This window comes from Geomonas azotofigens, from assembly GCF_018919395.1.
Taxonomy (GTDB): domain Bacteria; phylum Desulfobacterota; class Desulfuromonadia; order Geobacterales; family Geobacteraceae; genus Geomonas; species Geomonas azotofigens.
This window is the reverse complement of sequence record NZ_JAHLME010000004.1, coordinates 215,425-241,121: the sequence shown is the minus strand read 5'-3', so window position 1 is coordinate 241,121 and position 25,697 is coordinate 215,425. Positions and strand designations below refer to the sequence as shown.

Annotated in this window: 28 protein-coding genes; 25 read left to right on the top strand and 3 right to left on the bottom strand. The window is 63.3% G+C overall.

The genetic code is table 11. The annotated features are described in order from the left end of the window. Positions 1–11 precede the first annotated feature (11 nt). From gspE to KOL99_RS15130, 18 genes are all read left to right on the top strand, one after another. Positions 12–1,574 (top strand): type II secretion system ATPase GspE, encoded by a 1,563-nt coding sequence (gspE, locus tag KOL99_RS15215; protein WP_216511322.1) that lies wholly within the window; start codon positions 12–14, stop codon positions 1,572–1,574. Then, a complete protein-coding gene (gene gspF / locus KOL99_RS15210) occupies positions 1,555–2,757 on the top strand; it encodes a type II secretion system inner membrane protein GspF (protein ID WP_216511321.1) in 1,203 nt (400 codons plus the stop codon). Before gspE ends, gspF begins: the two co-directional genes overlap by 20 nt. A gap of 37 nt (positions 2,758–2,794) precedes the next feature. Beyond that, positions 2,795–3,238 (top strand): type II secretion system major pseudopilin GspG, encoded by a 444-nt coding sequence (gene gspG / locus KOL99_RS15205; RefSeq protein ID WP_328760565.1) that lies wholly within the window; start codon positions 2,795–2,797, stop codon positions 3,236–3,238. Between the two features lie 98 nt (positions 3,239–3,336). Continuing rightward, positions 3,337–3,858, top strand: coding sequence for a pilus assembly FimT family protein (locus tag KOL99_RS15200; protein ID WP_216511320.1), 522 nt, complete (start codon positions 3,337–3,339; stop codon positions 3,856–3,858). Further along, positions 3,855–4,199, top strand: coding sequence for a type IV pilus modification PilV family protein (locus KOL99_RS15195; protein ID WP_216511319.1), 345 nt, complete (start codon positions 3,855–3,857; stop codon positions 4,197–4,199). The genes KOL99_RS15200 and KOL99_RS15195 overlap by 4 nt, the downstream gene beginning before the upstream one ends. Further along, on the top strand, positions 4,189–4,812 hold the full coding sequence (locus tag KOL99_RS15190; protein WP_216511318.1) for a type II secretion system protein GspJ: 624 nt from the start codon (positions 4,189–4,191) through the stop codon (positions 4,810–4,812). Before KOL99_RS15195 ends, KOL99_RS15190 begins: the two co-directional genes overlap by 11 nt. Then, positions 4,809–5,705, top strand: a complete 897-nt coding sequence (gene gspK / locus KOL99_RS15185; RefSeq protein ID WP_216511317.1) for a type II secretion system minor pseudopilin GspK — start codon at positions 4,809–4,811, stop codon at positions 5,703–5,705. The genes KOL99_RS15190 and gspK overlap by 4 nt, the downstream gene beginning before the upstream one ends. Continuing rightward, positions 5,705–6,994, top strand: a complete 1,290-nt coding sequence (gene gspL, locus KOL99_RS15180) for a type II secretion system protein GspL (RefSeq protein ID WP_216511316.1) — start codon at positions 5,705–5,707, stop codon at positions 6,992–6,994. Before gspK ends, gspL begins: the two co-directional genes overlap by 1 nt. Next, positions 6,991–7,533 (top strand): general secretion pathway protein GspM, encoded by a 543-nt coding sequence (locus tag KOL99_RS15175; RefSeq protein ID WP_216511315.1) that lies wholly within the window; start codon positions 6,991–6,993, stop codon positions 7,531–7,533. The genes gspL and KOL99_RS15175 overlap by 4 nt, the downstream gene beginning before the upstream one ends. Next, positions 7,534–8,370: a type II secretion system protein GspN gene (gspN, locus tag KOL99_RS15170; protein ID WP_216511314.1), complete on the top strand. Its 837-nt coding sequence runs from the start codon at positions 7,534–7,536 to the stop codon at positions 8,368–8,370. A gap of 118 nt (positions 8,371–8,488) precedes the next feature. Next, positions 8,489–9,223: an amino acid ABC transporter ATP-binding protein gene (locus tag KOL99_RS15165; RefSeq protein ID WP_216511313.1), complete on the top strand. Its 735-nt coding sequence runs from the start codon at positions 8,489–8,491 to the stop codon at positions 9,221–9,223. A 188-nt stretch (positions 9,224–9,411) separates the two neighbouring features. Beyond that, positions 9,412–10,230, top strand: a complete 819-nt coding sequence (locus KOL99_RS15160; RefSeq protein ID WP_216511312.1) for an ABC transporter substrate-binding protein — start codon at positions 9,412–9,414, stop codon at positions 10,228–10,230. Positions 10,231–10,540: 310 nt separating this feature from the next. Further along, positions 10,541–11,443, top strand: coding sequence for a cytochrome C (locus KOL99_RS15155; RefSeq protein ID WP_216511311.1), 903 nt, complete (start codon positions 10,541–10,543; stop codon positions 11,441–11,443). A gap of 110 nt (positions 11,444–11,553) precedes the next feature. Next, positions 11,554–11,949: a DUF948 domain-containing protein gene (locus KOL99_RS15150; protein WP_216511310.1), complete on the top strand. Its 396-nt coding sequence runs from the start codon at positions 11,554–11,556 to the stop codon at positions 11,947–11,949. A 5-nt stretch (positions 11,950–11,954) separates the two neighbouring features. Further along, positions 11,955–12,266 carry a YtxH domain-containing protein gene (locus KOL99_RS15145; RefSeq protein WP_183345484.1) on the top strand — a complete coding sequence of 104 codons (312 nt, stop codon included), beginning with the start codon at positions 11,955–11,957 and terminating at the stop codon, positions 12,264–12,266. Positions 12,267–12,343: 77 nt separating this feature from the next. Then, positions 12,344–13,693, top strand: coding sequence for a YhjD/YihY/BrkB family envelope integrity protein (locus KOL99_RS15140; protein ID WP_216511309.1), 1,350 nt, complete (start codon positions 12,344–12,346; stop codon positions 13,691–13,693). Between the two features lie 33 nt (positions 13,694–13,726). Next, positions 13,727–15,061 (top strand): penicillin-binding transpeptidase domain-containing protein, encoded by a 1,335-nt coding sequence (locus tag KOL99_RS15135; RefSeq protein ID WP_216511308.1) that lies wholly within the window; start codon positions 13,727–13,729, stop codon positions 15,059–15,061. Between the two features lie 6 nt (positions 15,062–15,067). Continuing rightward, positions 15,068–15,304 (top strand): YkgJ family cysteine cluster protein, encoded by a 237-nt coding sequence (locus KOL99_RS15130; protein ID WP_216511307.1) that lies wholly within the window; start codon positions 15,068–15,070, stop codon positions 15,302–15,304. Here KOL99_RS15130 and KOL99_RS15125 read toward each other — a convergent pair. Beyond that, entirely contained in the window at positions 15,301–16,014 is a 714-nt protein-coding gene (locus KOL99_RS15125; protein ID WP_216511306.1) for a UDP-2,3-diacylglucosamine diphosphatase, read from the bottom strand. The genes KOL99_RS15130 and KOL99_RS15125 overlap by 4 nt on opposite strands. 71 nt (positions 16,015–16,085) lie before the next feature. Between KOL99_RS15125 and KOL99_RS15120 the strand changes: the two genes are divergently transcribed. The 5 genes from KOL99_RS15120 to KOL99_RS15100 all read left to right on the top strand — a co-directional run bounded on the left by KOL99_RS15120 (position 16,086) and on the right by KOL99_RS15100 (position 19,614). Continuing rightward, positions 16,086–16,520 (top strand): UPF0158 family protein, encoded by a 435-nt coding sequence (locus tag KOL99_RS15120; protein ID WP_216511305.1) that lies wholly within the window; start codon positions 16,086–16,088, stop codon positions 16,518–16,520. Between the two features lie 116 nt (positions 16,521–16,636). Then, positions 16,637–17,206: a rhodanese-like domain-containing protein gene (locus KOL99_RS15115; protein WP_216511304.1), complete on the top strand. Its 570-nt coding sequence runs from the start codon at positions 16,637–16,639 to the stop codon at positions 17,204–17,206. Next, positions 17,203–17,631 carry a MauE/DoxX family redox-associated membrane protein gene (locus KOL99_RS15110; RefSeq protein ID WP_216511303.1) on the top strand — a complete coding sequence of 143 codons (429 nt, stop codon included), beginning with the start codon at positions 17,203–17,205 and terminating at the stop codon, positions 17,629–17,631. The genes KOL99_RS15115 and KOL99_RS15110 overlap by 4 nt, the downstream gene beginning before the upstream one ends. A gap of 133 nt (positions 17,632–17,764) precedes the next feature. Then, on the top strand, positions 17,765–18,349 hold the full coding sequence (gene plsY / locus KOL99_RS15105; protein WP_216511302.1) for a glycerol-3-phosphate 1-O-acyltransferase PlsY: 585 nt from the start codon (positions 17,765–17,767) through the stop codon (positions 18,347–18,349). A gap of 242 nt (positions 18,350–18,591) precedes the next feature. Further along, complete coding sequence (locus KOL99_RS15100) at positions 18,592–19,614, top strand: peptidylprolyl isomerase (RefSeq protein ID WP_216511301.1); 1,023 nt, start codon at positions 18,592–18,594, stop codon at positions 19,612–19,614. 210 nt (positions 19,615–19,824) lie between these two features. Here KOL99_RS15100 and rpoH read toward each other — a convergent pair whose 3' ends face one another. Continuing rightward, on the bottom strand, positions 19,825–20,676 hold the full coding sequence (gene rpoH / locus KOL99_RS15095) for an RNA polymerase sigma factor RpoH (RefSeq protein ID WP_216511300.1): 852 nt from the start codon (positions 20,674–20,676) through the stop codon (positions 19,825–19,827). Positions 20,677–20,892: 216 nt separating this feature from the next. Between rpoH and KOL99_RS15090 the strand changes: the two genes are divergently transcribed. Continuing rightward, a complete protein-coding gene (locus tag KOL99_RS15090) occupies positions 20,893–21,966 on the top strand; it encodes a branched-chain amino acid aminotransferase (RefSeq protein ID WP_216511299.1) in 1,074 nt (357 codons plus the stop codon). 211 nt (positions 21,967–22,177) lie between these two features. Here the strand turns inward: KOL99_RS15090 and KOL99_RS15085 are convergent, their stop codons facing one another. Beyond that, a complete protein-coding gene (locus KOL99_RS15085; protein WP_236026272.1) occupies positions 22,178–22,744 on the bottom strand; it encodes a hypothetical protein in 567 nt (188 codons plus the stop codon). 241 nt (positions 22,745–22,985) lie between these two features. On the opposite strand from KOL99_RS15085, the gene clpB reads away from it, so the two are divergent. Beyond that, positions 22,986–25,577: an ATP-dependent chaperone ClpB gene (clpB, locus tag KOL99_RS15080; RefSeq protein WP_216511298.1), complete on the top strand. Its 2,592-nt coding sequence runs from the start codon at positions 22,986–22,988 to the stop codon at positions 25,575–25,577. Positions 25,578–25,697 lie beyond the last annotated feature (120 nt).

Here is a 25,697-nt window from a genome sequence, read left to right as displayed (position 1 = left end):
GACAGACTCCCATGGCAGAAACGCTTGACATAGAAAGCATAGCGGAACGGCTCGGCCTCCCCTTCCAGGCCGAGATCGACGACTCCAAGGTGGACGGCGCGCTGGTGAACCGGGTGCCGCTCAACTTCGCCCGCAACAACCTGCTCCTGCCGCTGCGCGAGGAGGGTGGCACCGTGATCGCGGCCAGCGCCGACCCGGCCAACCTGCTCGCGGTGGACGAGATGGCGGGACTGTTCCAGCTCCCGGTCGCCACCGTGGTGGTGCCCCAGCCGGTCCTGATCGACGCGGTGAACCGCCTCTACTCCCGCCTTTCCGGGTCGGCGCAGGAGGTGGTCGAGGAGCTCGAGGGGGAGGAACTCTCCACCCTGGCCACCTCGTTCAACGAACCGCGCGACCTGATGGAGCTGACCGACGAGGCGCCGGTGATCCGGCTTTTGAACTCGATCCTGTTCCAGGCGGTCAAGGAGCGGGCCAGCGACATCCACATCGAGCCGTTCGAGCGCGAGCTCGAGGTCCGCTTCCGGATCGACGGCCTGCTCTACAAGATGCTCTCCCCCCCGAAGGTGATCCAGGAGGCGCTCACCTCCCGCGTCAAGATCATGTCGGGCCTCAACATCGCCGAGAAGAGGCTCCCCCAGGACGGCCGCATCCGGGTCAAGGTCGCCGGCCGCGACGTGGACATCCGCGTGTCGCTGATCCCGACCTTCTTCGGCGAGCGCGTGGTTTTGAGGCTTCTGGACAAACAGCGCGGCGTCCTCTCCCTGAAGGAGATCGGGCTCTCCGACAAGAACGACCTCCTCATGGAGCGGCTTTTATCCCGCACCAGCGGCATCATCCTGGTCACCGGCCCGACCGGCAGCGGCAAGACCACCACGCTCTACGCGGCGCTCTCCCAGATCAACTCGCCGGAGAAGAACATCATCACCGTCGAGGACCCGATCGAGTACCAGCTGAAGGGGGTGGGCCAGATCCAGGTGAACCCGAAGATCGACCTGACCTTCGCCAACGGCCTGCGCTCCATCCTCAGGCAGGACCCGGACATCGTCATGATCGGCGAGATCCGCGACGCCGAGACCGCCGAGATCGCCATGCAGGCCTCGCTCACCGGCCACCTGGTGCTCTCGACCCTGCACACCAACGACGCCGCCACCGCGGTGACCCGCCTCATCGACATGGGGATCGAGCCGTTCATGGTCGCCTCGTCGCTTTCCGCGGTGCTGGCGCAGCGCCTGGTGCGCGTCATCTGCCCGCACTGCAAGGAATCCTACACTCCGGACCGGAGCTACCCGGGCGTCGAACTGCCGCCGGTCCTCTACCGCGGCCGCGGCTGCGACAAGTGCTTCAACCTCGGGACCATGGGGCGGATGGGGATCTACGAACTCCTCCCCATCGACGCCGAGCTCTGCTCCATGATCATCCGCCAGGCCTCGTCGGGCGCCATCAAGGAATACGCCGTATCCAAGGGGATGCGCACCCTGCGCGAGGACGGCCTGATGAAGGCGGCCCAGGGGCTGACCACCATCGAGGAGGTCCTGAGGGTGACCCAGGACGACTATGCCGACCTTTCGCTATAGCGCGTTCAACCAGAAGGGGGCCGAGGTCGCCGGGACGGTTGACGCCGCCACCGAGAACGAGGCGCGGCTCCAGCTGAAGCAGAAGGGGCTCTTCGCCAAGGAGATCGCCCCCGCCGCCGACGCCGGTTCGCGCTGGGCGTTCAAGTCCGGGGTCAGCGTCCCCGACCTTTCCCTCGCCACGAGGAGGCTCGCCACCCTCTTAGGAAGCGCGGTGCCCGTCTACGAGGCGGTCGCGACCCTGTGGGAACAGGAGGCGCCGGGCGAGTTGAAGCGGGTGCTCGGGCGGGTACGGGATCGTCTCGCCGAAGGCCAGGGGCTCGCGCAGGCGCTCGCCGCGGAGCCGCAGGTCTTTTCCGAGAGCTACGTCGGCATGGTCTCCGCCGGCGAGGCCAGCGGCGCGCTCGAGGTGGTGCTGGAGCGCCTGGCCGAGTTCCAGGAGGACCAGGCCGAGGTGAGAAGCCGGGTCATCACGGCGCTCATCTACCCCGCCATCATGGTGGTGGTGGGTATCGCCGTCATGATGGTGCTTCTGGGTTTCGTGGTACCCAAGATTTCCGCCGTCTTCGAGAGCAACAAGGCGACCCTCCCGCTGGTGACGGTCCTTCTCATCAAGGCGAGCACCGCGGTCAGGAAGGGGTGGTGGGTCATGGGCGCGCTGGCCTTCGGCGCCGTCGCGGCCTGGAAGCGGGCGAAAACGAACGAGGAGTTCCTGCACAAGCGCGACCGGTTCCTGCTGGGGCTCCCCATGGCCGGCCAGCTCTGGCGACGCCTGGTGCTGTCGCGCTTCGCCAAGGTGCTCGGCCTCTTGCTGCAAAGCGGCGTCCCCATCATCAAGGCGATGGAGATCACCGGCGAGGCCGTGGTCAACCGCGAGTACAAGTCGTTTCTCTCCGAGGCGCGCGAATCGCTGATCCAGGGCGGCAGCCTCTCCGCAGCGCTGAAGGCGAGCCCGCTCTTCCCGCCGCTTTTGACCCACATGACCGCCGTGGGGGAGAAGAGCGGCGAGCTGGACGCCATGCTGATCAAGGCCGGCGACGCCTTCCAGAAGGAGTTCAACGCGCAGGTGACCCGCTCCATGGCGCTCCTCGAGCCGATGCTGATCCTCGGCATGGGTCTCACCATCGGCTTCATGGTCATCGCCGTGCTGCTCCCCATCATGCAACTGAACCAGTTGGTCAAATAACTGCAATGATCCATTCCATATTTTGGGAGGTCCATCCATGCTGAAGACAATGAAAGACAGCCGCGGCTTCACCCTGATCGAACTGATGGTGGTCATCGTCATCCTGAGCCTTCTGGCGGTCCTGGTCGGGCCGAAGATCATCGGCCGCAGCGACGACGCCAAGGTGGCCGACGCCAAGGTCCAGATCCGCAACATCGAGACCGCGCTGAAGCTCTACAAGCTGGACACCGGCAGCTTCCCCACTACCGAACAGGGGCTGCAGGCGCTGGTCACCAAGCCGACCACCGGCAAGATCCCCAACAACTACAAGGCCGAAGGATACCTGGAGAACAAGAACGTGCCCAAGGATCCCTGGGGCAACGACTACATCTACCTCTCCCCCGGCGAACACGGCGACTACGATCTCTCCTCCTACGGCGCCGACGGCGCCCGCGGCGGCGAAGGGAAGAATGCCGACATCGAAAGCTGGAGCATGAAGTAGGTCGAGCGGAATGCCCCCCGGGGTGTCCGCACTGTAGGGGCGAATAATCATTCGCCCGTCTTCATGCTGCGCAAGAGGAACGACCGCACTTGGTATCGATGAATAACACCAAAAACCATGGCCGCGGCCAAGCCGGCTTCACCCTCCTGGAGCTGATGGTGGTGATCTTCATCATCGCCCTCGCGGCGGCCATCGTGCTCCCCCGGCTCCCCGAGCCGGAGAGCACCCGCCTGAAGAGCTCGGCGCGCAACCTGGCCAGCGGGCTCAGGTTCCTCAACGACCAGGCCATCATCACCAAGAAGGTGTACCGCCTGCACCTGCACCTGGGCGAGAACACCACGCGCATCACCGAACTCTCCCCCTCAGGCGAGGAGCTGCAACCGGGTGACCAGTTCATGGGGAGGCGCCTGATCGAGGAAGGGATCGACATCGAAGACGTGAACCTGCCTACTCTCGGCGTGGTGACGGAGGGGGAGGTCATTGTTCCCTTTGGCCCGGGCGGGGTGGCGGACGGGGTGACCATCCACCTGAAGGGTGGGGAGAAGCACTACACGGTGACGGCGAACCCTTCCGGCGGCAAGGTGACGGTGCAGGACGGCTACCAGGAGGTGAGTTCGTGAGGGGTTTCACCCTGCTCGAGGTGATGATCGCGCTCGCCATCACCGCCGGCGTCCTTTTGACCGTGATCTCCTCGGTCAACTACCACCTCTCCCGCATCGCGGCCGACACCGAGGAGACCACGGCGGTCCTCCTGGGGCGCGCCAAGCTGGAAGATCCCGAGTTCGCCAAGAAAGCCGAAAAGAAGGGGGACTTCGCCCCCGACCATCCCGACCACAAGTGGGAGCGCGAGATCACCAAGACCGAGATCCCCGGGTTCAACATGATCCGACTGACCGTCACCTGGGCCCACGACAGCAAGAGGCTTTCGCTCGTGCAATACGCACCGCAAGATGTCCAATAACAAGGGCTTCACGCTCATAGAGCTCCTGGTCGCCCTGGCGCTCCTGGTGATCCTCGCCGGCGCCCTGTACGGCACCTACTTCTCCGTTGTGGCCGCCCGCGAAAAAGGGGGGATCCGGATGGAGGAGCGCCGGGAAATCTCGACGACGCTGGGGAAGCTGCACAACGAACTGGCCTCAGCCTTCTTCAACAAGAAGAACGAGCGGCTGCTCTTCGTCGTCGAGAACCAGGACAGTTTCGGAAAACCTAAATCCCGTTTGGCTTTCACGACCTTGGCTCCTCCCCGGGTAGACCCTGCTCCGGTCTCAGATGTCATGCTGGTGGACTATTTCGTGCGGGAGCAAAACGACGGGCAGCGCCTGACGTTGATGCGGGAAGCCCGTTCCCCTTACCTGGATGTCAGTGTGAAGTCGCCCCCCTACCCTGTCATCGACGAGATAGAGGGATTTCTTGTGGAATGCTGGGACGGAGCCAAATGGGTAAAGGTATGGGACACCGGGAAGGTTAACGGTATTCCGATGAACTCCTTCATTCCGAAGCAGGTCAGGGTGACCGTGACGCTTAAGGGAGGGGAGGTGCTCAGCACGATCGCGACACAGAGGCTCGGCGAATGAGGGGGGAGAAGGGATTTGCCCTCGTTATAGCGCTCATCGTGACCACGCTCCTCGTGGCGCTTCTGGCCGAGTTCGTCAACGAAGTCTACGTCGACACCTCGCACAGCCACAACTTCGTCGCGTCGCAACAGGCGGGAGTGCTCGCCGAGTCGGGCATCGAGGGGGGGCGAAAGCTGCTCGAACTCTCCAGCTTACAGAGAGGCTCGGAACAGTACAGCTCTCCCCTGGAGGTATGGGCCAAGCCGCAGTCCTTTGAGACCGAAAACGGCACCCTCACCGTCATCATCGAGGAGGAAAGCGGAAAGCTGAACCTCAACTGGGTGGTGCTGCCGACAGGAATAGAGACCGCGTTCACGCCCATCACCCGTAAACTCTTTGAGAACCTGAAACTCTCGAACAGTGGCACCGACCTTACCAGTGCCCTGATGGATTGGATCGACGAAGGCGACGTCGGGGCCGCGGAAACCGGCTATTACCGGTCACTCACCCCACCCTACGCCGCCAAGAACGCACCGTTGGAAACAGTTGAAGAGCTTGCTCTGGTCAAAGGGTTCACCCCCGAGGTGGTCGCGAAGCTCAAGCCGTGTGTCACTGTGTATGGTGACATTCAAAAAATCAACGTCAACACGGCAAGTAAGGACGTGCTCCTTGCCATAGGGCTAAGCCAGGACAAGGTGGACAGCATTTTAGACACGCGCAAAGCCCGCCCCATCAAGTCACTGGCAGAATTCGACATCGCCCCCGATGTCCAAATCAGGCTTAACTGCCAAGGGAGCATCTACCGGATCCATGCCGAGGGCAAGGTGGGAGAAAGTATTGCCGTGGCAGAGGCCGTGATTGATCTGACCCAGAGCATCACGGGTCCTAAAGTGCTTTACTGGAGAGAATATTGATGGACATGCTGATCGTACAACTGAAAAGGACCGAGCTGGTCCTGGCCAGTTTCAGGGCCAAGAAGGGTGGAGCCACCTTCCTCTCCGCCGAACGGCACCCGCTTCTGGGTGAGGAGGGGGAACTCTCCCGCATCCTGGGCGGCAGCTCGCTCGCGACCGGGGAGCACCGGGTGGTCCTCGCCCTCCCCCCCTCCACCTTGTTCATGAGGGAGCTGGAGCTCCCCATCAGCGACCGCGCCAAGGTGCGCGAACTCCTCCCGCTGGAGTTGAAGGGGGAGACCGCGCTGGACACCGACCAGTTGGCCTTCGACGCCCTCCCCCTCGCCGGCGGCAAGGTGCTGGCCGTCTGGGGCAGGGTCCAGGAACTCTCCGGGAAAATCGAACTCCTCAAGGGCGCGGGGCTCGAGCCGGAAATCGTGACGGCCTCCCTGTTCCACTGGGACAAGCTGGCGCCCGCCGCCGGGACCGTGGCCGTGAGCGACGGCGAGGCGCTGGCGGCCTACAGCGACGGAGCCCCCCTCTACTTCCGTGCCCTCCCCCCCAACGCCACCGACGCGGACCTGCGGCGCACCGTCGCCGCCCTGGAGCTCTCGCGCGACCTGCACGTGGAACGGGTGATCTCGCACAATCCCGGCAAGCAAGAAGAAGCCACCGTCGCCCCCTCGACCAAGGGGCTTTTCGAGGCCTTCGGCGACGACCCGCGCGCCGCGCACGACCTGGCCGGGGCCTACGCGCTGGCGGCGGCAGTGGCGGACAATAGCGCGGTCAACCTGCGCCGCGGCCCGCTCGCCTACACCGCGGCGACCGAAAAGCTGTACCAGCGCCTCAGGGTGAGCATGATGCTGGCCGCTGCCCTCGTGCTCCTCATCCTCGCCGAGAGCGGCGTGCGCTACTACCTCGTGAAGCGCGACCTCGCCTCGCTGGACCGCACCATCACCGGCATCTACAAGGAGGTCTTCCCGAGCCGTAAGAAGGCGGTGGACGAGGTGGCGGAACTCCGCTCGGAGATCAAGCGGCTGGAAGGGGCCAAGACCTCGAGCAACGTCCTGAAGCTCTTGAGCGATGTGGCCATGGTCAAGGGGGAAGACGTGTTCGGCATCTACGAAACCGAGGTGACCGGCTCGGACGTGCGCCTCAAGGGGGATGCGAAGAGCGCGCAGGCCGCCAACGACCTCAAGGGGCGAGCCGCCGCCATCCTGGAGGGCGCCGAGGTGGGCGAGACCAAGTCCCGCCCCGACGGCAGCGTAACCTTCACCCTGAGCGGCAAGATGAAGGGGGTGACCCGATGAACCGCGACGAGATGATCACCCTCCTGCAGGGGCTGGACCAGCGCACCCGGCAGCGTATCGGCATCGCCATCGCCGTCGTGCTCGCCATCGTGGTGCTCCTTTCCGCCGTGAACAGCAGGATCTCCGCCCTGGAGAAGAAGCGCACCGCCCGCGAGGCCGACATCGCCGAGATGATGCGCCTGAAGCTCCGTTACCAGGAGGCGAACCAGGGCGCCCAGCGCCTGGCCAACCGGCTCATGGCCACCAAGCCGGACGACTCCCCCGCGAAGATCGTCGAGGAGACCGGCATCAAGGGACGCGCCAACCAGATCAAGTCGGTCAAGGGAGACGACATCCCCGGCTACGTCGAGGACGCCGCGGAACTGCGCATGGAAGGGCTCTCCGCCAATGAAGCGGTGAACCTGATGTACCGGCTGGAAAAGGGAGCGCGGCCGGTGACGGTCAAGAAGGCGTTGATCAAGCAGCGTTTCGACGATCCGTCCAAGCTCGACCTCAATCTCACCATTGCCCTCATCAAGCCGGCACCGGCGGGGAAATAGATGAACAGACGCGCCCTCTACCTTGCCTGCGGCGTCCCCGCCGCGGTCGTTTTGTTCCTGCTCCTGACGCTCCTGTTCACCCCGAACCACGCCATCAAGGGGGTTCTGGTCCGGGCGGCCGAGAACGCCGGCTACACCCTGGAGTGCACCGGCTTCGGCAAGAGCTTCCCGCTGGGCGTGAAGGCGGACAAGGTCGAACTCGGTTCCGAGAAGGGTGCGCTTTTGAAGCTGAACCGGGTGAAGGTGCGGTTGGAATTGCTGCCTCTTCTGACCGGCAAGGTCCGCGTCGCCTACCGCTGCGGCATCGGCGCCGGCGAGGCGCTGGGGGAGCTCGACCTCGGCAAGACCAAGGGGTGGAGCATGCAGTGCCGCGGCGTGCGGCTCGAGGACATCCCCTTCTTCAGCACCGTCGCCGAGGCCAAGGTGGGGGGGGAGCTGAAGCTTTCCGGCAAAATGGAGGCGAACAAGGGGGGAGGCACCGGCGACCTGCAGTTGGAGGTGCGCGCCGCCGAGGTTGCCGGGGTGAAGATCGGCTCCATGCCGCTTCCCGACGCGGCCTACCGCGAGGTGCGCGGCGTCCTGAAGATCGACAAGGGTCGCGCCGTTTTAAAAAGCTTTACCCTAAACGGCGACGGCATCTACGTGCGCCTCTCCGGCGACACCGTCCTCGGCAATCCGGTGGGGGCCTCGCCGCTCAACCTGACCATGGAGATGATGCCCAAGCCATCCTTCCTGGAGCGCCAGAAGTTTGTGTTTTTACTGCTCACCAAGTACCAGAGCTCCCCCGGGGCCTTCAAGATCCCCATCGGCGGCACCCTCGCCCACCCATCGCTGTAACTTTCCCAAAACGCGGTTTGAAGAAATCGAAAATTGGGTTGCATTTGTCGCATTCGTTACTTAAGATGAAGGTAATGAGAGCGCGGTCGCGCAGGTTTTAACCGAGCGGGAGCAACCAATGATCGAATTCAGAGGCGTCCACAAGTGGTTCAAGAAGCTGCACGTGCTGAACGACATCAACCTCCACGTGAAGCCTGGCGAGGTGCTGGTCGTCTGCGGCCCCTCCGGCAGCGGCAAATCCACCCTGATCCGGACCGTGAACCAGCTTGAACCGATCGACCGGGGGACGCTGATCGTCGACGGCAAGGACCTGAGCGACAAGAAGCTCGACATCAACAAGCTGCGAGCCGAAGTCGGCTTCGTCTTCCAGCAGTTCAACCTCTACCCTCACCTCTCCGTACTCGCCAACATCACCCTGGCACCCATCAAGATCCGCAAGACCTCGAAAGCTGAGGCGCAGGAACAGGCCATGGCCCTTTTGGAGCGCGTCGGTCTCGCCGAGAAACGGGACGCCTACCCCGCCCAGCTCTCCGGCGGTCAGCAGCAGCGCGTCGCCATCGCCCGGGCGCTGGCCATGAAGCCGCGCATCATGCTCTTCGACGAGCCCACCTCCGCGCTCGACCCCGAGATGATCGGCGAGGTGCTCGACGTCATGCAGAAGCTGGCCCTAAGCGGCATGACCATGGTCGTGGTCACCCACGAGATGGGCTTCGCCCGCGAGGTTTCCCACCGCGTCGTCTTCATGGACCAGGGGACCATACTGGAGCAGGCCGCTCCCGAACAGTTCTTCAAGAACCCGCAACACGAACGGGCGCAGCAGTTCCTAAAACAGCTGCTCTCTCCCATGCACTAAACATAACTGCAGTTCTACGTTCTATGTTCTACGTTCTACGTTGACAGTCCCTCTGCCTGTGGCTGCGCCGCTTTTTTTGCTGCCCAGGATGCGGAGTCAATGACCTCTGCTATAATCCGATAGGCTTTTAAACGTAGAACCTAGAACATAGAACGTAGAACTGATTTTATTCCTAAGGAGGAACACTGATGAAGAAACTGTGGACGCTGTTCGCTGCTGTCGCCCTGGTTGGCATCATGGCTCACGCCGCCCTTGCGGCCGGGGACACCCTGGCCGAGGTGAAGAAGAAAGGGGTCCTCGTCGCCGGGGTGAAGGATTCGCTCCCCCCGTTTGGCTACGTGGACGAGAAGACCCGCGAGATCGTGGGGTACGACATCGACTTCTGCAAGTACATCGCGAAGAAGCTCGGCGTGAAGCTCGAAGTGAAACCGGTGACCTCGGCATCGCGCATGCCGCAGCTCATGGAAGGGAACATCGACATCATCGCGGCGACCATGACCAAGAACCCCGAGCGCGCCAAGCAGATCGACTTCAGCTACACCTACTTCCTGACCGGGCAGAAGTTCATCACCAAGAAGGGCGCGGTGAAGAGCCTGAAGGACCTGGAAGGGAAGAAGATCGGCACCGCCAAAGGCTCCACCTCGGAGCAGAACGTGGCCAAGGCGATCCCCACCGCCACCATCCTCTCCTTCGACGATTACCCGCAGGCCTTCCTGGCGCTGCAGCAGGGCAAGGTTGCCGCCGTCACCACCGACGAGTCGATCCTCGCCGGGATCCTGGGCAAGGCCCCCAACAAGAACAAGTTCGAGATCCCCAACCTGCAGATCTCCGAGGAGCCCTACGGCCTGGGGATGAGAAAGGACGACAAGAACTTCGTCGCCTTCGTGAACAAGACCCTCCTCGAGATGGAGAAAAACGGCGAAGCCAAGAAGATCTTCGAGAAGTGGTTCGGCCCCAAAACCACCACCCCGCTCAAGCGCACCTTCAAGATCACGGCTGACAAGTAACCTCCCCCGCGGCCTCCCCCTCCCCGGGGGAGGCCGAACCTCGCCGCCCCCGCCGCCAAATCAACGACTTCAGCTCAAGAAACTGTGTAAAAAGCACGCTACGCTGGTTCTTTATCCACGCATCTCTCTTTGTCGCCGCTCCCCCCGACAGTACCTTCGCCGTTATCGATCAGGATCGACTGTAGTTAGTGCGGCGCCGACGCTGGATCGAGGGGGTTGTTTTAGTGCCTAAACCCTTGACAATTCACCTCAAGACGTTATATAAATCCATGCTTATAATTAACTCTGTTTTAATACCAAGGAGGGGGCAATGAGAGTAGCAAAACTTTTCAACCTTGTATCGGCCCTGGCGCTGTTCGCATTCGTGGGAACCGCTGCCGCTGCCGGTCCTGCACAACCTACGGCGGTGCTGACCAGCGCGGACTGCGTGAAGTGTCATGAGCAGCCGCCCAAGGATATCGCCGCTGCAGGCGGCAAGCACAAAACCGAGGTGACCTGCCAGGACTGTCACGTCGGGCACCCGCCCAAGGTTAAGAAGCCGATCCCGCAGTGCAGCCAGTGCCACGAAGGCAAGCCGCACTTCAAGCTCCAGGGCTGCCTCGGCTGCCACTCCAACCCCCATACTCCGAAGGTCATCAAGTTCGGCAACAACGTCACCGATCCGTGCCTGACCTGCCACACCGGCCAGATCGAGCAGCTGCGCACCTTCAAGAGCAAGCACACCGCCCTCAACTGCTCTTTCTGCCACAACGTCCACGGCCGCATTCCGGAGTGCACCCAGTGCCACAAGCCCCACTCCAGCGACATGGTCGCCAAGGATTGCAAGGTCTGCCACCAGGCCCACAAGCCGGCCGACGTGACCTACAAGGCTGACACCCCGTCCAAGATGTGCGCAGCCTGCCACAGCAAGGCCTTCAAGCTCCTGACCGCGAGCACCGCGAAGCACAGCAAGCTCGCCTGCGTCTACTGCCACCAGGCCAAGCACAAGATGGTGCCGCAGTGCACCCAGTGCCACGTGAAACCGCACCCGGCCGCCATCATGGCGAAATTCCCGAAATGCGGCGAGTGCCACAGCATCGCTCACGACCTGAACCGTTGGGGTGACGCAGCGGCCCCGGCAGCCGCTCCGGCCAAACCGGCAGCTCCGGCCAAACCGGCAGCCCCGGCCAAGCCGGCAGCTCCGGCCAAACCGGCCAAGCCGGCGAAGAAGTAACACTACCCGCAGCGAATCGGGGAGGCCCTGCGCGGCCTCCCCGATCTTTTTACCCCTCCCCTGTTTTCAAGCCTTTGACAAACCAGTTCGCGTAGCACCAGGAGGATCGCATGCTCTTTCTACAGATAACCTCGGCAGTGACGGCGCTGGCCCTCGTGATACTGGCGCTGTGTCTGATTCCGGTCCTCACTGAAGTAAAAAAAGCGGCACTCGCACTGCAGGGCGCCGCGGACCTGTTACAAAAGGAAGTGACCCCGCTGGTCAAGGAATTGCGCGAGACCGTCTCCGATGTACAGGTAGTCACCGGCGCTGCGGCAGCCAACGCGGACGGCGTGAACATGCTTCTGAGCGAGCTCGGCCACGCCGGACACAACATACGCATGATCAACAAGGTATTAGGCATCGCCACCGAGATTGTAGCCAACGCTCCGGTCTGGATCACGGGGGCCAAGGTTGCGGGCAAGTACATTGCTGATAGAATAATCAAAACCAAAATTAGGGGGTGACTGCCATGTCAAAAGATAAAGATATCGGAACCGGTACCATGCTGCTTTCCTTCCTGGCCGGTGCTGCCGTCGGAATCGGGGCAGCCTTGCTGCTCGCGCCCAACACCGGCGAGGAACTGCGCGGCAAGATCAAGGACCTGGCCGACGACGCCGTGGACAAGATCAAGGAATACGCCAGCGAGGCGCAGGACAAGATCAGGTCCAGCTACGAGGATGGCAAGGACCTGGTGCTGGAGAAGAAGAACATCATCTCCTCCGCCATAGAGGCCGGCAAGGAGGCGATGGAGCGGGAGCGGGAGAAGAAAACCCAAGTCTAAACGCCATTGTCCCCACTTCGAAAGCCCACCAGCAGGTGGGCTTTTTTTCTTTACGAGCGGCAGCGGTGCCACAGCATATGAACGACAGCAACGGTAACGGTAAAAAGAAGTTCTCCCCCGGTCTCATCTGGCAGTACGACCCGGCAGCCGTCGGCGGCTGGAAGGGGAAGGGACTGACGCTTTTGCAGTTCACGGGCTTCGCCTTCTCCAACTTCATGGCCAACAACGCCCTGTTGCGCGCGACGGCCCTCTCCTTCACGACGCTTCTGTCCCTGGTGCCGCTACTCGCCCTCGCCTTCTCGGTGCTCAAGGGTTTGGGCGCGCAGAACCGCCTGGTCCCCCTGATCCTGAAGCAGGTCACCGCCGGCAACGAGGAGGTGGTGAACCGGGTCATCTCCTACATCGGCAACACCAACATGGGATCGGTGGGCGCCATCGGCCTCGCCGCGCTTTTGTTCACCGCCATCAGCATGCTGGGGAGCATCGAGGAGGCCTTCAACGTGATCTGGGGGGTGCCGGAGACCCGCACCTTCTACCGCAAGTTCAGCGACTACCTGAGCGTCCTGGTCAGCGCGCCGCTGTTGCTCCTGGCCGCCACCAGCATCACCACCACGCTCTCCAGCAAGTGGCTGACCGGCTGGATCATGGAGTGGACCTACCTGGGCGACCTGTTCCTGTTCACCCTGGGGCTCACCCCGTACCTGGTGGTCTGGATCGCCATCTTCCTCCTTTACGTATTCATCCCCAACACCCGGGTCCGCTTCGATTCCGCGCTGATCGGGGCCGTGCTCGCGGGCACGCTCTGGCAGTTCGCCCAGTGGGCCTACATCCATTTCCAGGTCGGCGCCGGCAACTACAACGCCATCTACGGCACCCTGGCTGCGCTCCCCATACTGATGGTCTGGATCTACGTGAGCTGGATCATCGTCCTGTTCGGCATGGAGGTGGTCCAGGCGCACCAGAACCGCGGCACCTTCCGGCGCGACATCCGTGGGCGGGAGATCAGCCATGAGCTGCGGGAACTGGTGGCGCTGGCGGCGCTGCGGCACATAGCCGACGCCTTTTACCGCGGCGAGCCCGCCTGGGGAGAGAACCACCTGGCGGCGAAGCTCGGTGTCCCCCTGCGCATCGTGCGCACCACGCTGGAGCACCTGCGCGACCAGGGCTTCGTGGTGATGGCCGTCGAGGGGCGCGGCAGCTACTATCCCGCACGCGACCTGGACCAGGTTTCCATCGCCGACGTGCTCCTTTCCCTGAGAAGGCGCGGCGCCTCAGCGGTCATCTCCGGGGAGGAGCTGGCCGAGGGGCTTTTGAACGAGTCGGAAGAGGCCGTCACCGCGGCTCTGGGCGCGGTCACCCTCAAGGATCTCGCCTTCCCGGAAATGCGGTCCCGCGGCGTTGACAAAGGGGACGCAGTTGACATATAGTGGCCCGATTCAACAGACGGCCAGAAGCGGGATATGCAAGACTTAAAAGACATCGACAAAGAAAAACGCAGCAGACGATTCCGCAAGGCAAAGGCACAGGAAGGACGCAACGTCTTTTTACGGCAGATCGAGGAGACCAAGCCCCAGAAGCGGAGGCTGAAGATCATCCTGCCGGCCATCGCGCTTTTGCTCGCCTCCTACCCACTGATCTCCCTCTTCGGATCCCCCCGCGCCAAAAACGCGCCGGCGGCAGAGGTCCCGGCCCCCGTGTCCCTCTCCAAGCTGGACCAGGGAAGCGCCTTCAAGCTCGCCGCCGAAGCCTACTCCAACGCGCAGGCACAGGGGGGCAAGTTCACGGCGCCCCTGCCGCAGGGGGGACAGGTGATCTACGGCATCGATGAAGAGGTGCAGAAGAAGATCGAGAAACTCTTCAGCGATTACAAGGTCCCCTACGGCCTCTTCGTCGCCATCGAGCCCAAGACCGGGCGCATCCTCGCCGCCGTCTCGCACTCCTCCTCGCAACCGGGGTGGGAAAAGGGAGCCAACTACCACCTCTACCCCATGGCGTCGCTGTTCAAGATCGTGACCGCCACGGCGGCCCTGGAAGAGAAGAAGGTGGGACCGGACACCATGTTCGCGTTCAACGGCAAGCTCACCTCGGAGAGCCCGAAATACTGGCGCGTGCGCCCCGGCCGCGGCAACCAGCAGATGCCGCTGTCGCTTGCCATGGGGAAATCGGTGAACCCGGTGTACGGGCGGTTGGCGGGCGAGGTGGTGGGACGCGACCCGCTGCTTCTTTACGCGGGGAGGTACGGCTTCAACCAGCCCATCGTTCCCGGCTCGCCGATTCTTGCCAGCACCGCTCCCGTCCCGGGCACCGTGGACGAGCTGATGCGCATGGGCGCGGGGCTCAACCGCGAGGTGAAGATCTCCCCCTTCCATGCCGCGAGCATCATGGCCACGGTGGCCAACGGCGGCGTCATGATGGCGCCGTCCCTCGCCAGCGAGATCCGCGACGCCAAAGGGAACGTGGTGTTCACCCAGAAGCCGCAGGTGCTGCGCACCGTGATGACGCCGCAGACCGCCAGCGCCCTGGCGCACATGCTCTCCACCACCGTGGAGAGCGGCACCTCGCGTCGCGCCTTCCACGATCGCAGGGGGAGAAGGATGCTCGCCTCGGTGCGGGTGGCCGCCAAGACCGGCTCCATCGACGGCACCGACCCCGCCGGGCACTACAGCTGGTTCGCCGCCTACGCCCCCATGGAGGACCCGCAGATCGCCCTGGCCGCCCTGGTCATCAACGAGAACAAGTGGCGCATCAAGGCGACCTCGGTGGGCGAGCAGGCCCTGGAGGCCTTCTTCAGGTAGGTGGAAATGGAATGTTCAGGATGCGGGACCTGCTGCGTCGCGCCGGACATCAGCTCTTTGAACAAGAAGGTGGGAGAGCGGTGCCGCCACCTCTCCGGTGAACAGCGTTGCCAGATCTACGAGGAGCGGCCGGCCGTGTGCCGGGGGTACCGACCGGACCGGATCTGCGGGATGATCGCGGCGCCGACCCTGCCGGAGCGGGTGGAGAAGTACCTGGCCCTCTTCGGGTTGCGGCCGGACTAGTCGAAGCGCTCCAGGGTGAGCCCCGCCTCGGTCCACTGGGCGTAGGAGTAGTGGGTGATCCAGTCCCCCAAGGCGACGAAAACCCGCTCGCCCTCCCTTAGCTCCATCGGGAGATGGAAGTGGCCGGTGACGACCAGGTCGCACCCGGCCGCGAAGCGCTCGCGGGCGAAGCCCTCCAGGATGCGGGCGTAGTCCCAGCGGCTCTTGCGCGAGTCGTGCTGGCGGCTCGAGCGCTGCGACAGCTTGGCCGCGATCCGGTCGGTCAGCCGGCGCGGGATCACCGGCACCAGCGCCTTGACCAGGGGGCCGTGCAGCAGAAACCGCAAGGCCCGGTAGTGGTAATCGGAGCGGTTGACCTGGTCCCCGTGGCACAGGCAGACCCTCCTCCCACCGATCTCCATTTCGGCGCCACCGGTATGAACCTCGGCCTGTAGCTCGTTTCGGAAGAAGCCCCCCAGGTGGAAGTCGTGGTTCCCCTCGAAGTAGACGATGCGCACCCCGCGCGCCCTCAGCCGCTTCAGACACTCCACGACTTCGCGATAATGCCCGTACACCGGCTGCGGATTTCCGATCCAGAACTCGAAGATGTCACCCAGGAGGTAGAGGGTGTCGGTGTCGACGGGGAGCATGTCCAGGAAACGGACCAGGGCCTGGTAGTTTTTGTCCTGCGGGTTCCTGAGGTGGGCATCGGCGATGAAAATCTTGCGCATTTGCGCAATATATACAAAAATACGGGGTTGGTAAAGGGAACCTTGACCAACCCCGTTCCCAAGAGGTACCGATGCACGCACTACGCAACCTGGAGATCGTCTGGGAAGACCTGATGGAGGCCTTCGAGAACGGCGACCAGGATCTCATCTTCTTCCTGGACCGCGAGACCGGCGAGGTTTTTTCGGTTCCGGCCGAGTACGAGGATGAAAGTTTCTGGGATGAAGTAGCGTCCCAGGAGGAGCGCTTCCTCGAGATTCCCCCCTTCGACTACGGGCAAGAGCGCCAGTTGGTGCACGCCTTCATCCAGCGACTGACCAACGAGGGGCTCAAGGCGATGCTGACGCGAGCCTTCAGCGGCCAGCAGTCCCACGGCAGACTGCACGAGATCCTGGCCTTCTACCCGGAGGAGCACGAACGCTTCCAGGCCATCCGCGAGGCCTTCCTCACCGACCGCGCCGCCCACTGGCTGGAGGAGCACGACATCTACCCCCCCGAACGGTTCTAGCATCCGAAGCGGCGCCCGTTGACCCGGGCGCCGCTTTTGCGTAACATCTCTCTGGTATCCATTTCAACCGGGAGCGCCGCCGCTTCGCAGCGCCTCCCTCGCATCCGGGTTTTCACATGGGACAAAAAAGCTGGCTCAAAACCTCGGTTGAGATCGCGGTGATCGTGTTCGCGTCGGCACTGTTGGGCATCGTCTGGAACAGGACCCTCCTCGCCGACGCCTGGCGTGGCGCCCCCGCCGGACCGACGACACCGGCCACACCGGCCACACCGGCCACACCGGCGGCATCCGCTGCATCCGCTGCAACGGTGGGCCCGGCCGGCCAGGCGGCACAGCAGGCGGAGACGCTCCCCATGCCGATCGCCCTTGCGCAGGTGAAGGAACTGCACGACTCGGGACAGGCGGTGCTGGTGGACGCCAGAAGCGGCGCGAGTTTCGCCAAGGAGCACATCGCCGGTGCCCGTTCCCTGCCGCTGGAAGAAGCGAGCCGGCAGGCGGCGCCGCGGCTCGACGGGGTCGCCAAGGACACCGTCATCGTCGTCTACTGCAACGGCTTTTCCTGCCACGACAGCATGGAACTCGGCAAACTGTTGATAAAGGCGGGTTACGGTTCCGTGTACGTCTTCGAGGGAGGACTCCCCGAATGGCGCGACGCGGGATTCCCGACGTCGGGAGGCACGCCATGAAAACCGTGCGCACCCCCATGATCCCCCTGGCGCTCCGCATCGCCCTCGGCGCCATCTTCATCTACGCCGCGATCCCAAAGATCGCCGACCCGGTCGCCTTCGCCGGCAGCGTGGCCGCCTACCGGATCCTCCCCTACTTCTGGAGTTATGTCACCGCCGCCGTGCTTCCCTTCCTGGAGCTTGCCTGCGGAGTGCTGCTCATCTGCGGCATCCGGGTCCGAAGCGGCGCCCTGATCATCGGCGCGCTCAACGTCGTCTTCATGGCCGCGCTCTCCGCCGCCATGGTCCGGGGGCTCGACATCGACTGCGGCTGTTTCCGCCAGGAAGGTGCCAAAACCTCCCCCTGGGTTGCGCTTTTGCGTGACGCCTTCTTCCTCGCCATGACCGTGGTCGTGCTCCGCCACGAACGGCTGCGCGCCCGGTAACCCGCCCCCCCGAAGCGCCCCCACCTGCCCCATGCCCCGCGGTTCCCGCCGGCGTCGCGCCGCCGGCGACTTGCAGTTTTGACCGAAATACTGTACGATGCGCCGTTGTTTCATTAAGCACGGGGAGAACGTTTTGAAGATCGAGATTCTGCTTCTGGTCGGCGCGTACCTGCTCGGCTCGGTACCGACCGGCCTGCTTCTGGCCCGGAGCATGGGCATCAATATCAGGGAATGTGGCAGCGGCAACATCGGTGCCACCAACGTTTACCGCACTGCCGGTAAGAAGCTCGGCATCATGACCCTGGTCGGGGACTGCCTCAAGGGACTGATCCCGGTCCTGATCGCGCAGGCGCTCGGGCTCTTCCCGATATGGATCGCCGCCGTCGGCCTCGCCGCCTTCCTCGGCCACGTCTACACCGTCTTTCTCGGCTTCAAGGGAGGAAAAGGGGTCGCCACCGCGCTGGGAGTGCTGCTGGGGACCGCGCCGCTGGCCGTGCTCTTCGGCATCCTCATTTTCGCCGGTGTCCTCTACAAGTGGCGTTACGTCTCCCTGGCCTCGATCACCGCGGCCGCCGGCATCCCCGTGCTCGCCTGGGCCACCTGCGCCCCCCGCGAAACCGTCGTCATGGCGCTCCTGATCGCCGTCATCGTGATCCTCAAGCACCACGAGAACATCGGCAGGCTCCGGGCCGGCACCGAGAACAAATTCAAGGCCTGATAACCGCCCCCCAACAACCCCGTCGGCGCAGGGGTAAATACCCCTGCGCCCCGTTCCGCGACTGGGTCATTTGCACCGTAACATCTCCCTTTCCCACGCCCCCCCCCGGCACTGCCCCCACCCCCGCCCGGTAACACCCTGGAATCACGATACCTCGCCTCAGACCGCGACCGCGACGGTACATCTCTTGCTGTTTACGTGGAGCTGCAGAGGAACCCTTACGCCGGCACTGGAGGAAATGGATGTCCCTTCGGAGAAGAGCGGTCGCCCTGGCGATCGCGATACCACTCCTGTTGATACCCCTGTTCGCCTGTAACCAATCAGACCAAAAGCGACAACCGCAGGTTCCGCCCCCCCTCCGGCAAGGCTCCCCCACCGATCCCGTTGAAAAGGTCAACGGCAGGACTATTACCCGCGCCGAACTGGATCGCGCCGTCAAGGCGCTTATGGAGAAGAGGCTGCTGCGCGCGCCGCTGTCGGCCGCGAAGCTGCGCGAGCTTTCCGGTGAGGCGCTCGAACAACTGGTGGCCGCCGAATTGCTGTACCAGGCAGCGCAAGGGACGGTGGCCGCGACCGAGGGGGTGGAGCGGCAGGTAGCCCAGGTGATTTCCCGCGACCGCGCCAGGCACCTGAGCGATGCCGCGTTTTACCGTAGCATCGAGGAGGCGGGGCTGACCCTGCCGCAACTGGAGCAGTTAATCCGCAAAGAACTGGTGATCGACACGTTCATCGAAAGCAGGTTCGGCAGGCGGATCCAGATCGATGCGGCAGAAGCGAAAAGCTTCTTCGCGGCGAACAGGGACCGGTTCAAGACGGGATGCAGTGCCAGGGCCAGCCAGATCCTCGTGGTGGCGGGATCCGGGGAAGAGCGGGACAAGGAGCGGGCGCGGGAAAGGGCGGAAATCCTGCTGCACCGGGTGAGGGAGGGGGAGAGCTTCAGCATCCTGGCGCAGTCGCACTCCGATTGTCCCAGCAAAGCCCGCGGAGGCGACCTCGGCTTCTTCAACCGCGGCGAACTCGACCCGCGCCTGGAACAGGCGGTCTTCGCGCTGAAGCCGGGCGAGATCAGCGACCTGGTGCAGACCTCCTACGGCTTCCACATCTTGAAGCTGACCGAAAAGCGCGCCCCGCGCCTGGAAAACTACCAGGAGGCCAAGCCCGCGGTGTATGCCTGCCTCAAGAAGGAGAAGATGGCCCCGCTGGTCGCGGCGTACGTCGCCGAGTTGCGCGGCAAGGCCCGTTTGGAGCCGGCCGTGAGGCGATGACACCCGTGCTCCCCCCTCCCCCTCCCTTGACCAGAAGGGGGCGCAGGTGAGTGAAGCCGCAACGAGCAGTGACGATGGCCCTTCCCCCACCCGCCAGGGGGAGGGGGAAGTATAAAAAAGGGCGGCTCCCGTCAGGGAAGCCGCCCTTTGCTATCGCTCTTTGCTTTCTCAGATGTCCTCAGATGTTCTCGGTGGCCAATGGTTTGGGTTTCAGGCCGCCTGGTCCAGGACCAGCGGGGTCAGGAAGCGCTTCATCTTCTTGAGGGCCCCTTCCTCGATCTGCCGTACCCGCTCCCGTGAGATGGAGAAGTGGTCGGCGATCTCCTGCAGGGTAAGCGGCTGGTCCGCCGAGACGCGGTGCTCGATGACGAAGCGCTCTTTCTCGTTCAGCTGTTCCAGCGCGCTCGCCACGGTCCGCTCCAGAATGGTGGTCTCCTGGCGCTCGGCCAGCATTTCCTCCTGGTTCTGGCGCAGGTCGGGCAGGCTTTCCAGGAAGGTCGCCCCTTCCCCTTCGAACATCTCCACGTCCAGCGACAACTCGCCCCTCAGGCGCTGTTCCATCTCCTGCGCCTCGGTGTCCTTTACGTCCAGCGAAATCGCCGCCGCGTGCAGGTCGCCTTCGCCGGTCATGTTGATGATGGCCTGCTTGGCCTGGTTCAGCTTGAAAAAGAGCTTTCTCTGCGCCTGGGTGGTGCCGATCTTCAAAAGGCTCCAGGCGGAGATGATGTGGTTCTGAATGTACGCCCGGATCCACCACACGGCGTAGGAGATGAGACGGACCCCCTTGGCGGGGTCGAACTTCCTCACCGCCATCATGAGTCCCACGTTCCCCTCCTGGATCAGGTCCAGCATCTTCATGCCATAGGAGCGGTACTCCCCGGCGATCTTCACGACAAACCTGAGGTTCGAGGTGATCAGCTTGTGGGCCGCCTCCAGGTCCCCCTCGTCGCGGAACCTGCAAGCCAGATCCATCTCCTCATCCGCCGACAGAAGCGGAAAACGGTTGATCTCCGTGAGGTACAGGGTAAGGCTATCTATAGGTACCGGCATTGCGTGCGTCATGTCGATCTCTCCCTTGTGAGTGCTGGTTTTGCCTCATGCTTGTTAGCACTCTCCACTCTTGAGCGCTAATAAATATAACAAGCCGCCCGCAAAAAATCAAGGGGATGCCCCCTAAATTACGGGGGTTAAATTACTTGCGCCTGCCGCGGCGAATGTGGTAAACGAAAAGATCGAAATAAGCGACGCCTGGCGCCGAATAACCGGAGGTTCTGCCACATGGAGATCAGGGTAATACCGATTAGCGAGGGGGAAAAGAAGGTCAAGTACACCGACGAGTCGAAGCTTGGCTTTGGCACGATTTTTACCGACTACATGCTGCTGGTCGAGTGGAAAGCCGGCCAGGGTTGGGTCGACGCGCGCATCAAGAAGTACGAACCGTTCCAGATCGACCCCGCGGCGCTTGTTTTGCACTACGCGCAGGAAATCTTCGAGGGGCTGAAAGCCTACAAGTGGGAGGACGGCACCATCGCCCTGTTCCGCCCGGAGATGAACGCCCGCCGCTTCAACCATTCCGCTGAGCGGCTCTGCATGCCCGAGGTCCCGGAAGAGCTCTTCGTCCAGGGGATCGAGCAGTTGGTGGCCCAGGAGAAGGCATGGGTTCCCGGCAGCGAGGGGACGTCGCTCTACATCCGCCCCGCCATGATCGCCGTTGAGCCGCACGTCGGCATCAAGCCCTCAGACCACTACTACTTCTACGTGATCCTCTCCCCGGTGGGCGCCTATTACGCCGCCGGCTTCAACCCGGTCAAGATCATGGTCGAGGACAAGTACGTCCGTGCCACCCCGGGCGGCACCGGCGAAGCCAAGACCGGCGGCAACTACGCCAGCTCCTTGAAGGCCGGCCTCGAGGCCAAGAAAAAAGGGTACGACCAGGTGCTCTGGCTGGACGGCGTGCACAAGCGCTACATCGAGGAAGTCGGCTCGATGAACATGTTTTTCGCCTACGGCGACACCATCGTCACCGCGCCGCTGGAGGGGAGCATCCTGCACGGCATCACCCGCGACTCCGTGCTGACCCTGGCCAAGTCCATGGGGCTCAAGGTCGAGGAGCGCAAGATCGACGTCAACGACCTGATGCAGGACCTGAAGAGCGGCAAGATCACGGAGGCCTTCGGTAGCGGCACCGCCGCGGTGGTCACCCCGGTCGGCACGCTCTGCTATGCCGGCGAGACCGTCCAGGTCGGCAACGGCGGCGTGGGCAAGCACACCCAGACCCTGTACGACACCCTGACCGGCATCCAGACCGGCAAGATCGAAGACAAGTTCGGCTGGATGAGGAAAGTGAAGTAATACAACCTGACAAGGGAACTAAAAAGGGGACAGGCTACTTTAAAAGTGCCTGTCCCCTTCTGTTTTTCCCCGGGGGTCCCCCCTCCCCGTGCGCAACGAAGTCAGGTTCCTGACATGCAACCTTCCACCACATCCCCTCGCCCTCCGGGAGAGGGCAAGGGTGAGGGCATCGCCAGCTGCAATCACTTCGCTCCGAGGCAACGACGGAGTGTCAGAATAATTCCATCTGCCCGCTCAGCAGTTCGCCGGGAGCCGGCGCGACTTTCCCCGGCCCCTCGACACCCTTCCACGACAGCCCGGCCTTGATCATTTCCTGGAGCCACTTCTTGGGAACCGAGCGGTAACGGCACCGCTTGAGGGCGCCAACGGTGATGGTGGCGGAAACGACCCCGCGCCGGATGCGCGGAACTATCTCGGTTATCTTGCCGATGAACAGGAAGCACCGGGTCGCGTCCTTGTGCTCGAGGAGCACCTCGTCGCCGATCACGGCGAGGCAGATGGCGTGATGGCGCTTGTTGTCCACGAAAAAGCTGACCGCGCATCCCGGCGTGGCGACGACCGGTTTCGACAGTTCCTCGGCGTCCCAGACCAGTTCCTCGCCGTCATCGGCATCATCATCGAGCGGTTCGTCCGGATCATCTCCGTAGAAAAGATGCTCGTCCGCCGCCAGGTCGAGGTCGTCATCCAGATCGTCCTCGGCCGCCAGGTCGAGCTCGACCTCGGCATCCGGATGGTCTACGGCACCGATCCCGTTATCGTCGCTTTTCAACTTTGCCAACCTCAGCTCCCCTGCAAGCCCCACTACGTGGCTATAACAGCCACCGATTCGCGTCCCGACCAGTGCGGGCCCCGGCTCCACATTCCGCTGCCGGATAATGCCATATCTTGTCGCGCACTACAAGCCTTGCCGCGGTGGCACCACCGCGACATGCCCGCCCACCTTTGAGGTAAAAACCGTCCCCCACCTTGACACACCTTCCTCCCCTCCCTATCTTCTTCTATGACTTAGGAGGTAAGCCATGATCAGACCTGAGAAAATGACCGTAAAGACCCAGGAAGCGGTAGCGACGGCGCACGAAAACGCCCTCGCCATGTCGGCCCCCGCCATCGAAGCCGAACACCTGCTGCTCGCGCTTATCGACCAGGAAGGGGGCTTCGTGCCCGACCTCATCAAGAAGATCGGCGCTCCCCTGCCCCGGCTGCGCGACAGCGTGGACGAGGTGCTCAAGCGCCTGCCCAAGGTGACCGGCGGGGCCCAGGTCGGGCTCTCGGCCGTTTTGAACCGCATCCTGGACCAGGCCCAGAAGGAAGCGGACGGTATGCACGACACGTTCGTATCCACGGAGCACCTGCTGCTGGCGCTGGTGGCATCGAAGGACACGCCGAGCGGCCGGCTCTTGAGCCAAAACGGCGTGACCCGCGACGGCATTCTCTCGGCGCTCAAGGAATTACGCGGCGGCGAGGCCGTCAACGAGCAGGACCCGGAACAGAAATACCAGGCGCTGGCCAAATACTGCCGCGACCTGACCGACCTTGCCCGCCAGGGGAAACTGGACCCGGTCATCGGGCGCGACGACGAGATCCGTCGCGTGCTCCAGGTACTGTCGCGCCGCACCAAGAACAACCCGGTGGTGATCGGCGAGCCCGGGGTCGGCAAGACCGCCATCGCCGAGGGGCTCGCCCAGCGCATCGTCTCCGGCGACGTCCCCGAAACGCTCAAGGACAAGGTCATCATGGCGCTCGACATGGGGGCCCTCATCGCCGGCGCCAAGTACCGGGGTGAATTCGAGGAGCGGTTGAAGTCGGTGATCAAGGAGGTGGCGCGTTCGGAGGGGAAGATCATCCTCTTCATCGACGAGATGCACACCCTGGTCGGCGCGGGCGCGGCGGAGGGCGCCATGGACGCCTCCAACATGCTCAAACCGGCGCTTGCCCGCGGCGAACTGCACTGCATCGGCGCCACGACGCTCAACGAGTACCGAAAGCACATAGAGAAGGACGCGGCGCTCGAGCGGCGCTTCCAGCAGGTCTACGCGGGTGAGCCAAGCGTTGAGGAGACCATCTCCATCCTGCGCGGCCTGAAGGAAAAGTACGAGAACTACCACAAGATCCAGATCAAGGATTCGGCCATCATCGCCGCCGCAACGCTGTCGGACCGCTACATCACGGACCGCTTCCTCCCCGACAAGGCGATCGACCTCATCGACGAGGCGGCATCCCGGCTCAGGATCGAACTGGACTCGAAGCCGACCGAGATCGACGAGATCGACCGGCGCGTCATCCAGCTGCAGATCGAGCGGGAGGCCATGCTGCGCGAGCACGACCCGAAGGCGCTGGAGAGGCTCAAGAAACTGGAAGAGGAGCTGGCAACGCTGAAGGCCCAGTCGGATGAACTGAACAGCCACTGGAAGAGGGAAACGAACCTCCTGGCCGAACTGGGCGAGCTTAAGCAGCGCAAGGAGGACAAGGCCGAGGAGGCCAAGCGCGCAGAGCGGGACGGTCTTTTGGCCCGCACCGCCGAGATCCGCTACGGCGAAATACCCGCCATCGAGAAGGAGATCGAGGACAAGCGCCTCACCCTGGAGCAGATCCAGAAAGAAGGGAAGATGCTACCGGAGGAGGTGGACGCCGAGATGGTGGCCGAGGTGGTCGCCAAGTGGACCGGCATCCCGGTGAACCGGATGCTGGAGACCGAGAGCGAGAAGCTGGTGCGCATGGAAGAGCGCCTGAAAAGCCGGGTGGTCGGCCAGGACGAGGCGCTCACCCTGGTGGCCAACGCGGTCCGTCGCGCCCGAAGCGGCCTCTCCGACCCGAACCGTCCCATCGGCTCCTTCATCTTCCTGGGCCCCACCGGGGTCGGCAAGACCGAAACGGCCCGCGCCCTCGCCTCCTTCCTGTTCGATGACGACCAGGCCATCGTGCGCATCGACATGAGCGAGTACCAGGAGAAGCACACGGTTGCCCGCCTGATCGGCGCCCCCCCGGGGTACGTCGGCTACGAGGAGGGAGGGCAGCTCACCGAGGCGGTGCGGCGTCGTCCCTACTGCATCGTGCTCTTCGACGAGATCGAGAAGGCGCATCCCGAGGTGTTCAACGTCTTCCTGCAGATCCTCGATGACGGCCGACTGACCGACGGGCAGGGAAGGACGGTCGACTTCAAGAACTCGGTGATCATCATGACCAGCAACCTGGGTTCGCAGTGGATCCAGCAGTACGGCGCCACCGACTACGCCAAGATGCAGGGCGAGGTCATGGAGACGCTCAGGGAGGCGTTCAAGCCTGAGTTCCTGAACCGGGTCGACGAGATCGTCATCTACCACGCGCTCCCCTTGGAACGGATCAAGGAGATCGTCTCGATACAGTTGCACTCCCTGACCAAACGGCTGGAGGAAAAGAGCATCGGCCTCGAGGTCACCGAGCAGGCGCGCGAGTTCCTGGCGCGGGAAGGATACGACCCCGCCTACGGCGCGCGTCCCCTGAAGCGCGCCCTGCAGCGCAAGATCCAGGACCCGCTGGCGCTCATGCTGCTGGAAGGGAAGTTCGGTCCCGGCGACACCGTCCAGGTCGACGTGGCGGGAGACGGGAACTCGCTGGCCATCGCCAGGAAGTAACGAATACGATAAGCGAAAATTAACAAATTGATATTTTGTCTTTAAGCTGCTATTGTACGCGGCGCAAAGCTAGGCTTTTGCGCCGCCCAGGCGGCAATTCGATGTGGGGGAGAGTCTTAG

Coding starts and splice junctions, on each gene's coding strand:
- KOL99_RS15155 (WP_216511311.1), top strand. CDS start 10,541: ATGAGAGTAGCAAAACTTTTCAACCTTGTATCGGCCCTGGCGCTGTTC.
- KOL99_RS15115 (WP_216511304.1), top strand. CDS start 16,637: ATGGGACAAAAAAGCTGGCTCAAAACCTCGGTTGAGATCGCGGTGATC.
- KOL99_RS15200 (WP_216511320.1), top strand. CDS start 3,337: ATGAATAACACCAAAAACCATGGCCGCGGCCAAGCCGGCTTCACCCTC.
- gspK (WP_216511317.1), top strand. CDS start 4,809: ATGAGGGGGGAGAAGGGATTTGCCCTCGTTATAGCGCTCATCGTGACC.
- KOL99_RS15090 (WP_216511299.1), top strand. CDS start 20,893: ATGGAGATCAGGGTAATACCGATTAGCGAGGGGGAAAAGAAGGTCAAG.
- KOL99_RS15110 (WP_216511303.1), top strand. CDS start 17,203: ATGAAAACCGTGCGCACCCCCATGATCCCCCTGGCGCTCCGCATCGCC.
- gspF (WP_216511321.1), top strand. CDS start 1,555: ATGCCGACCTTTCGCTATAGCGCGTTCAACCAGAAGGGGGCCGAGGTC.
- gspN (WP_216511314.1), top strand. CDS start 7,534: ATGAACAGACGCGCCCTCTACCTTGCCTGCGGCGTCCCCGCCGCGGTC.
- clpB (WP_216511298.1), top strand. CDS start 22,986: ATGATCAGACCTGAGAAAATGACCGTAAAGACCCAGGAAGCGGTAGCG.
- KOL99_RS15150 (WP_216511310.1), top strand. CDS start 11,554: ATGCTCTTTCTACAGATAACCTCGGCAGTGACGGCGCTGGCCCTCGTG.
- KOL99_RS15140 (WP_216511309.1), top strand. CDS start 12,344: ATGAACGACAGCAACGGTAACGGTAAAAAGAAGTTCTCCCCCGGTCTC.
- KOL99_RS15145 (WP_183345484.1), top strand. CDS start 11,955: ATGTCAAAAGATAAAGATATCGGAACCGGTACCATGCTGCTTTCCTTC.
- KOL99_RS15135 (WP_216511308.1), top strand. CDS start 13,727: ATGCAAGACTTAAAAGACATCGACAAAGAAAAACGCAGCAGACGATTC.
- KOL99_RS15165 (WP_216511313.1), top strand. CDS start 8,489: ATGATCGAATTCAGAGGCGTCCACAAGTGGTTCAAGAAGCTGCACGTG.
- KOL99_RS15125 (WP_216511306.1), bottom strand. CDS start 16,014: ATGCGCAAGATTTTCATCGCCGATGCCCACCTCAGGAACCCGCAGGAC.
- KOL99_RS15100 (WP_216511301.1), top strand. CDS start 18,592: ATGTCCCTTCGGAGAAGAGCGGTCGCCCTGGCGATCGCGATACCACTC.
- KOL99_RS15175 (WP_216511315.1), top strand. CDS start 6,991: ATGAACCGCGACGAGATGATCACCCTCCTGCAGGGGCTGGACCAGCGC.
- KOL99_RS15160 (WP_216511312.1), top strand. CDS start 9,412: ATGAAGAAACTGTGGACGCTGTTCGCTGCTGTCGCCCTGGTTGGCATC.
- KOL99_RS15130 (WP_216511307.1), top strand. CDS start 15,068: ATGGAATGTTCAGGATGCGGGACCTGCTGCGTCGCGCCGGACATCAGC.
- gspL (WP_216511316.1), top strand. CDS start 5,705: ATGGACATGCTGATCGTACAACTGAAAAGGACCGAGCTGGTCCTGGCC.
- gspG (WP_328760565.1), top strand. CDS start 2,795: ATGCTGAAGACAATGAAAGACAGCCGCGGCTTCACCCTGATCGAACTG.
- KOL99_RS15120 (WP_216511305.1), top strand. CDS start 16,086: ATGCACGCACTACGCAACCTGGAGATCGTCTGGGAAGACCTGATGGAG.
- gspE (WP_216511322.1), top strand. CDS start 12: ATGGCAGAAACGCTTGACATAGAAAGCATAGCGGAACGGCTCGGCCTC.
- KOL99_RS15190 (WP_216511318.1), top strand. CDS start 4,189: ATGTCCAATAACAAGGGCTTCACGCTCATAGAGCTCCTGGTCGCCCTG.
- rpoH (WP_216511300.1), bottom strand. CDS start 20,676: ATGACGCACGCAATGCCGGTACCTATAGATAGCCTTACCCTGTACCTC.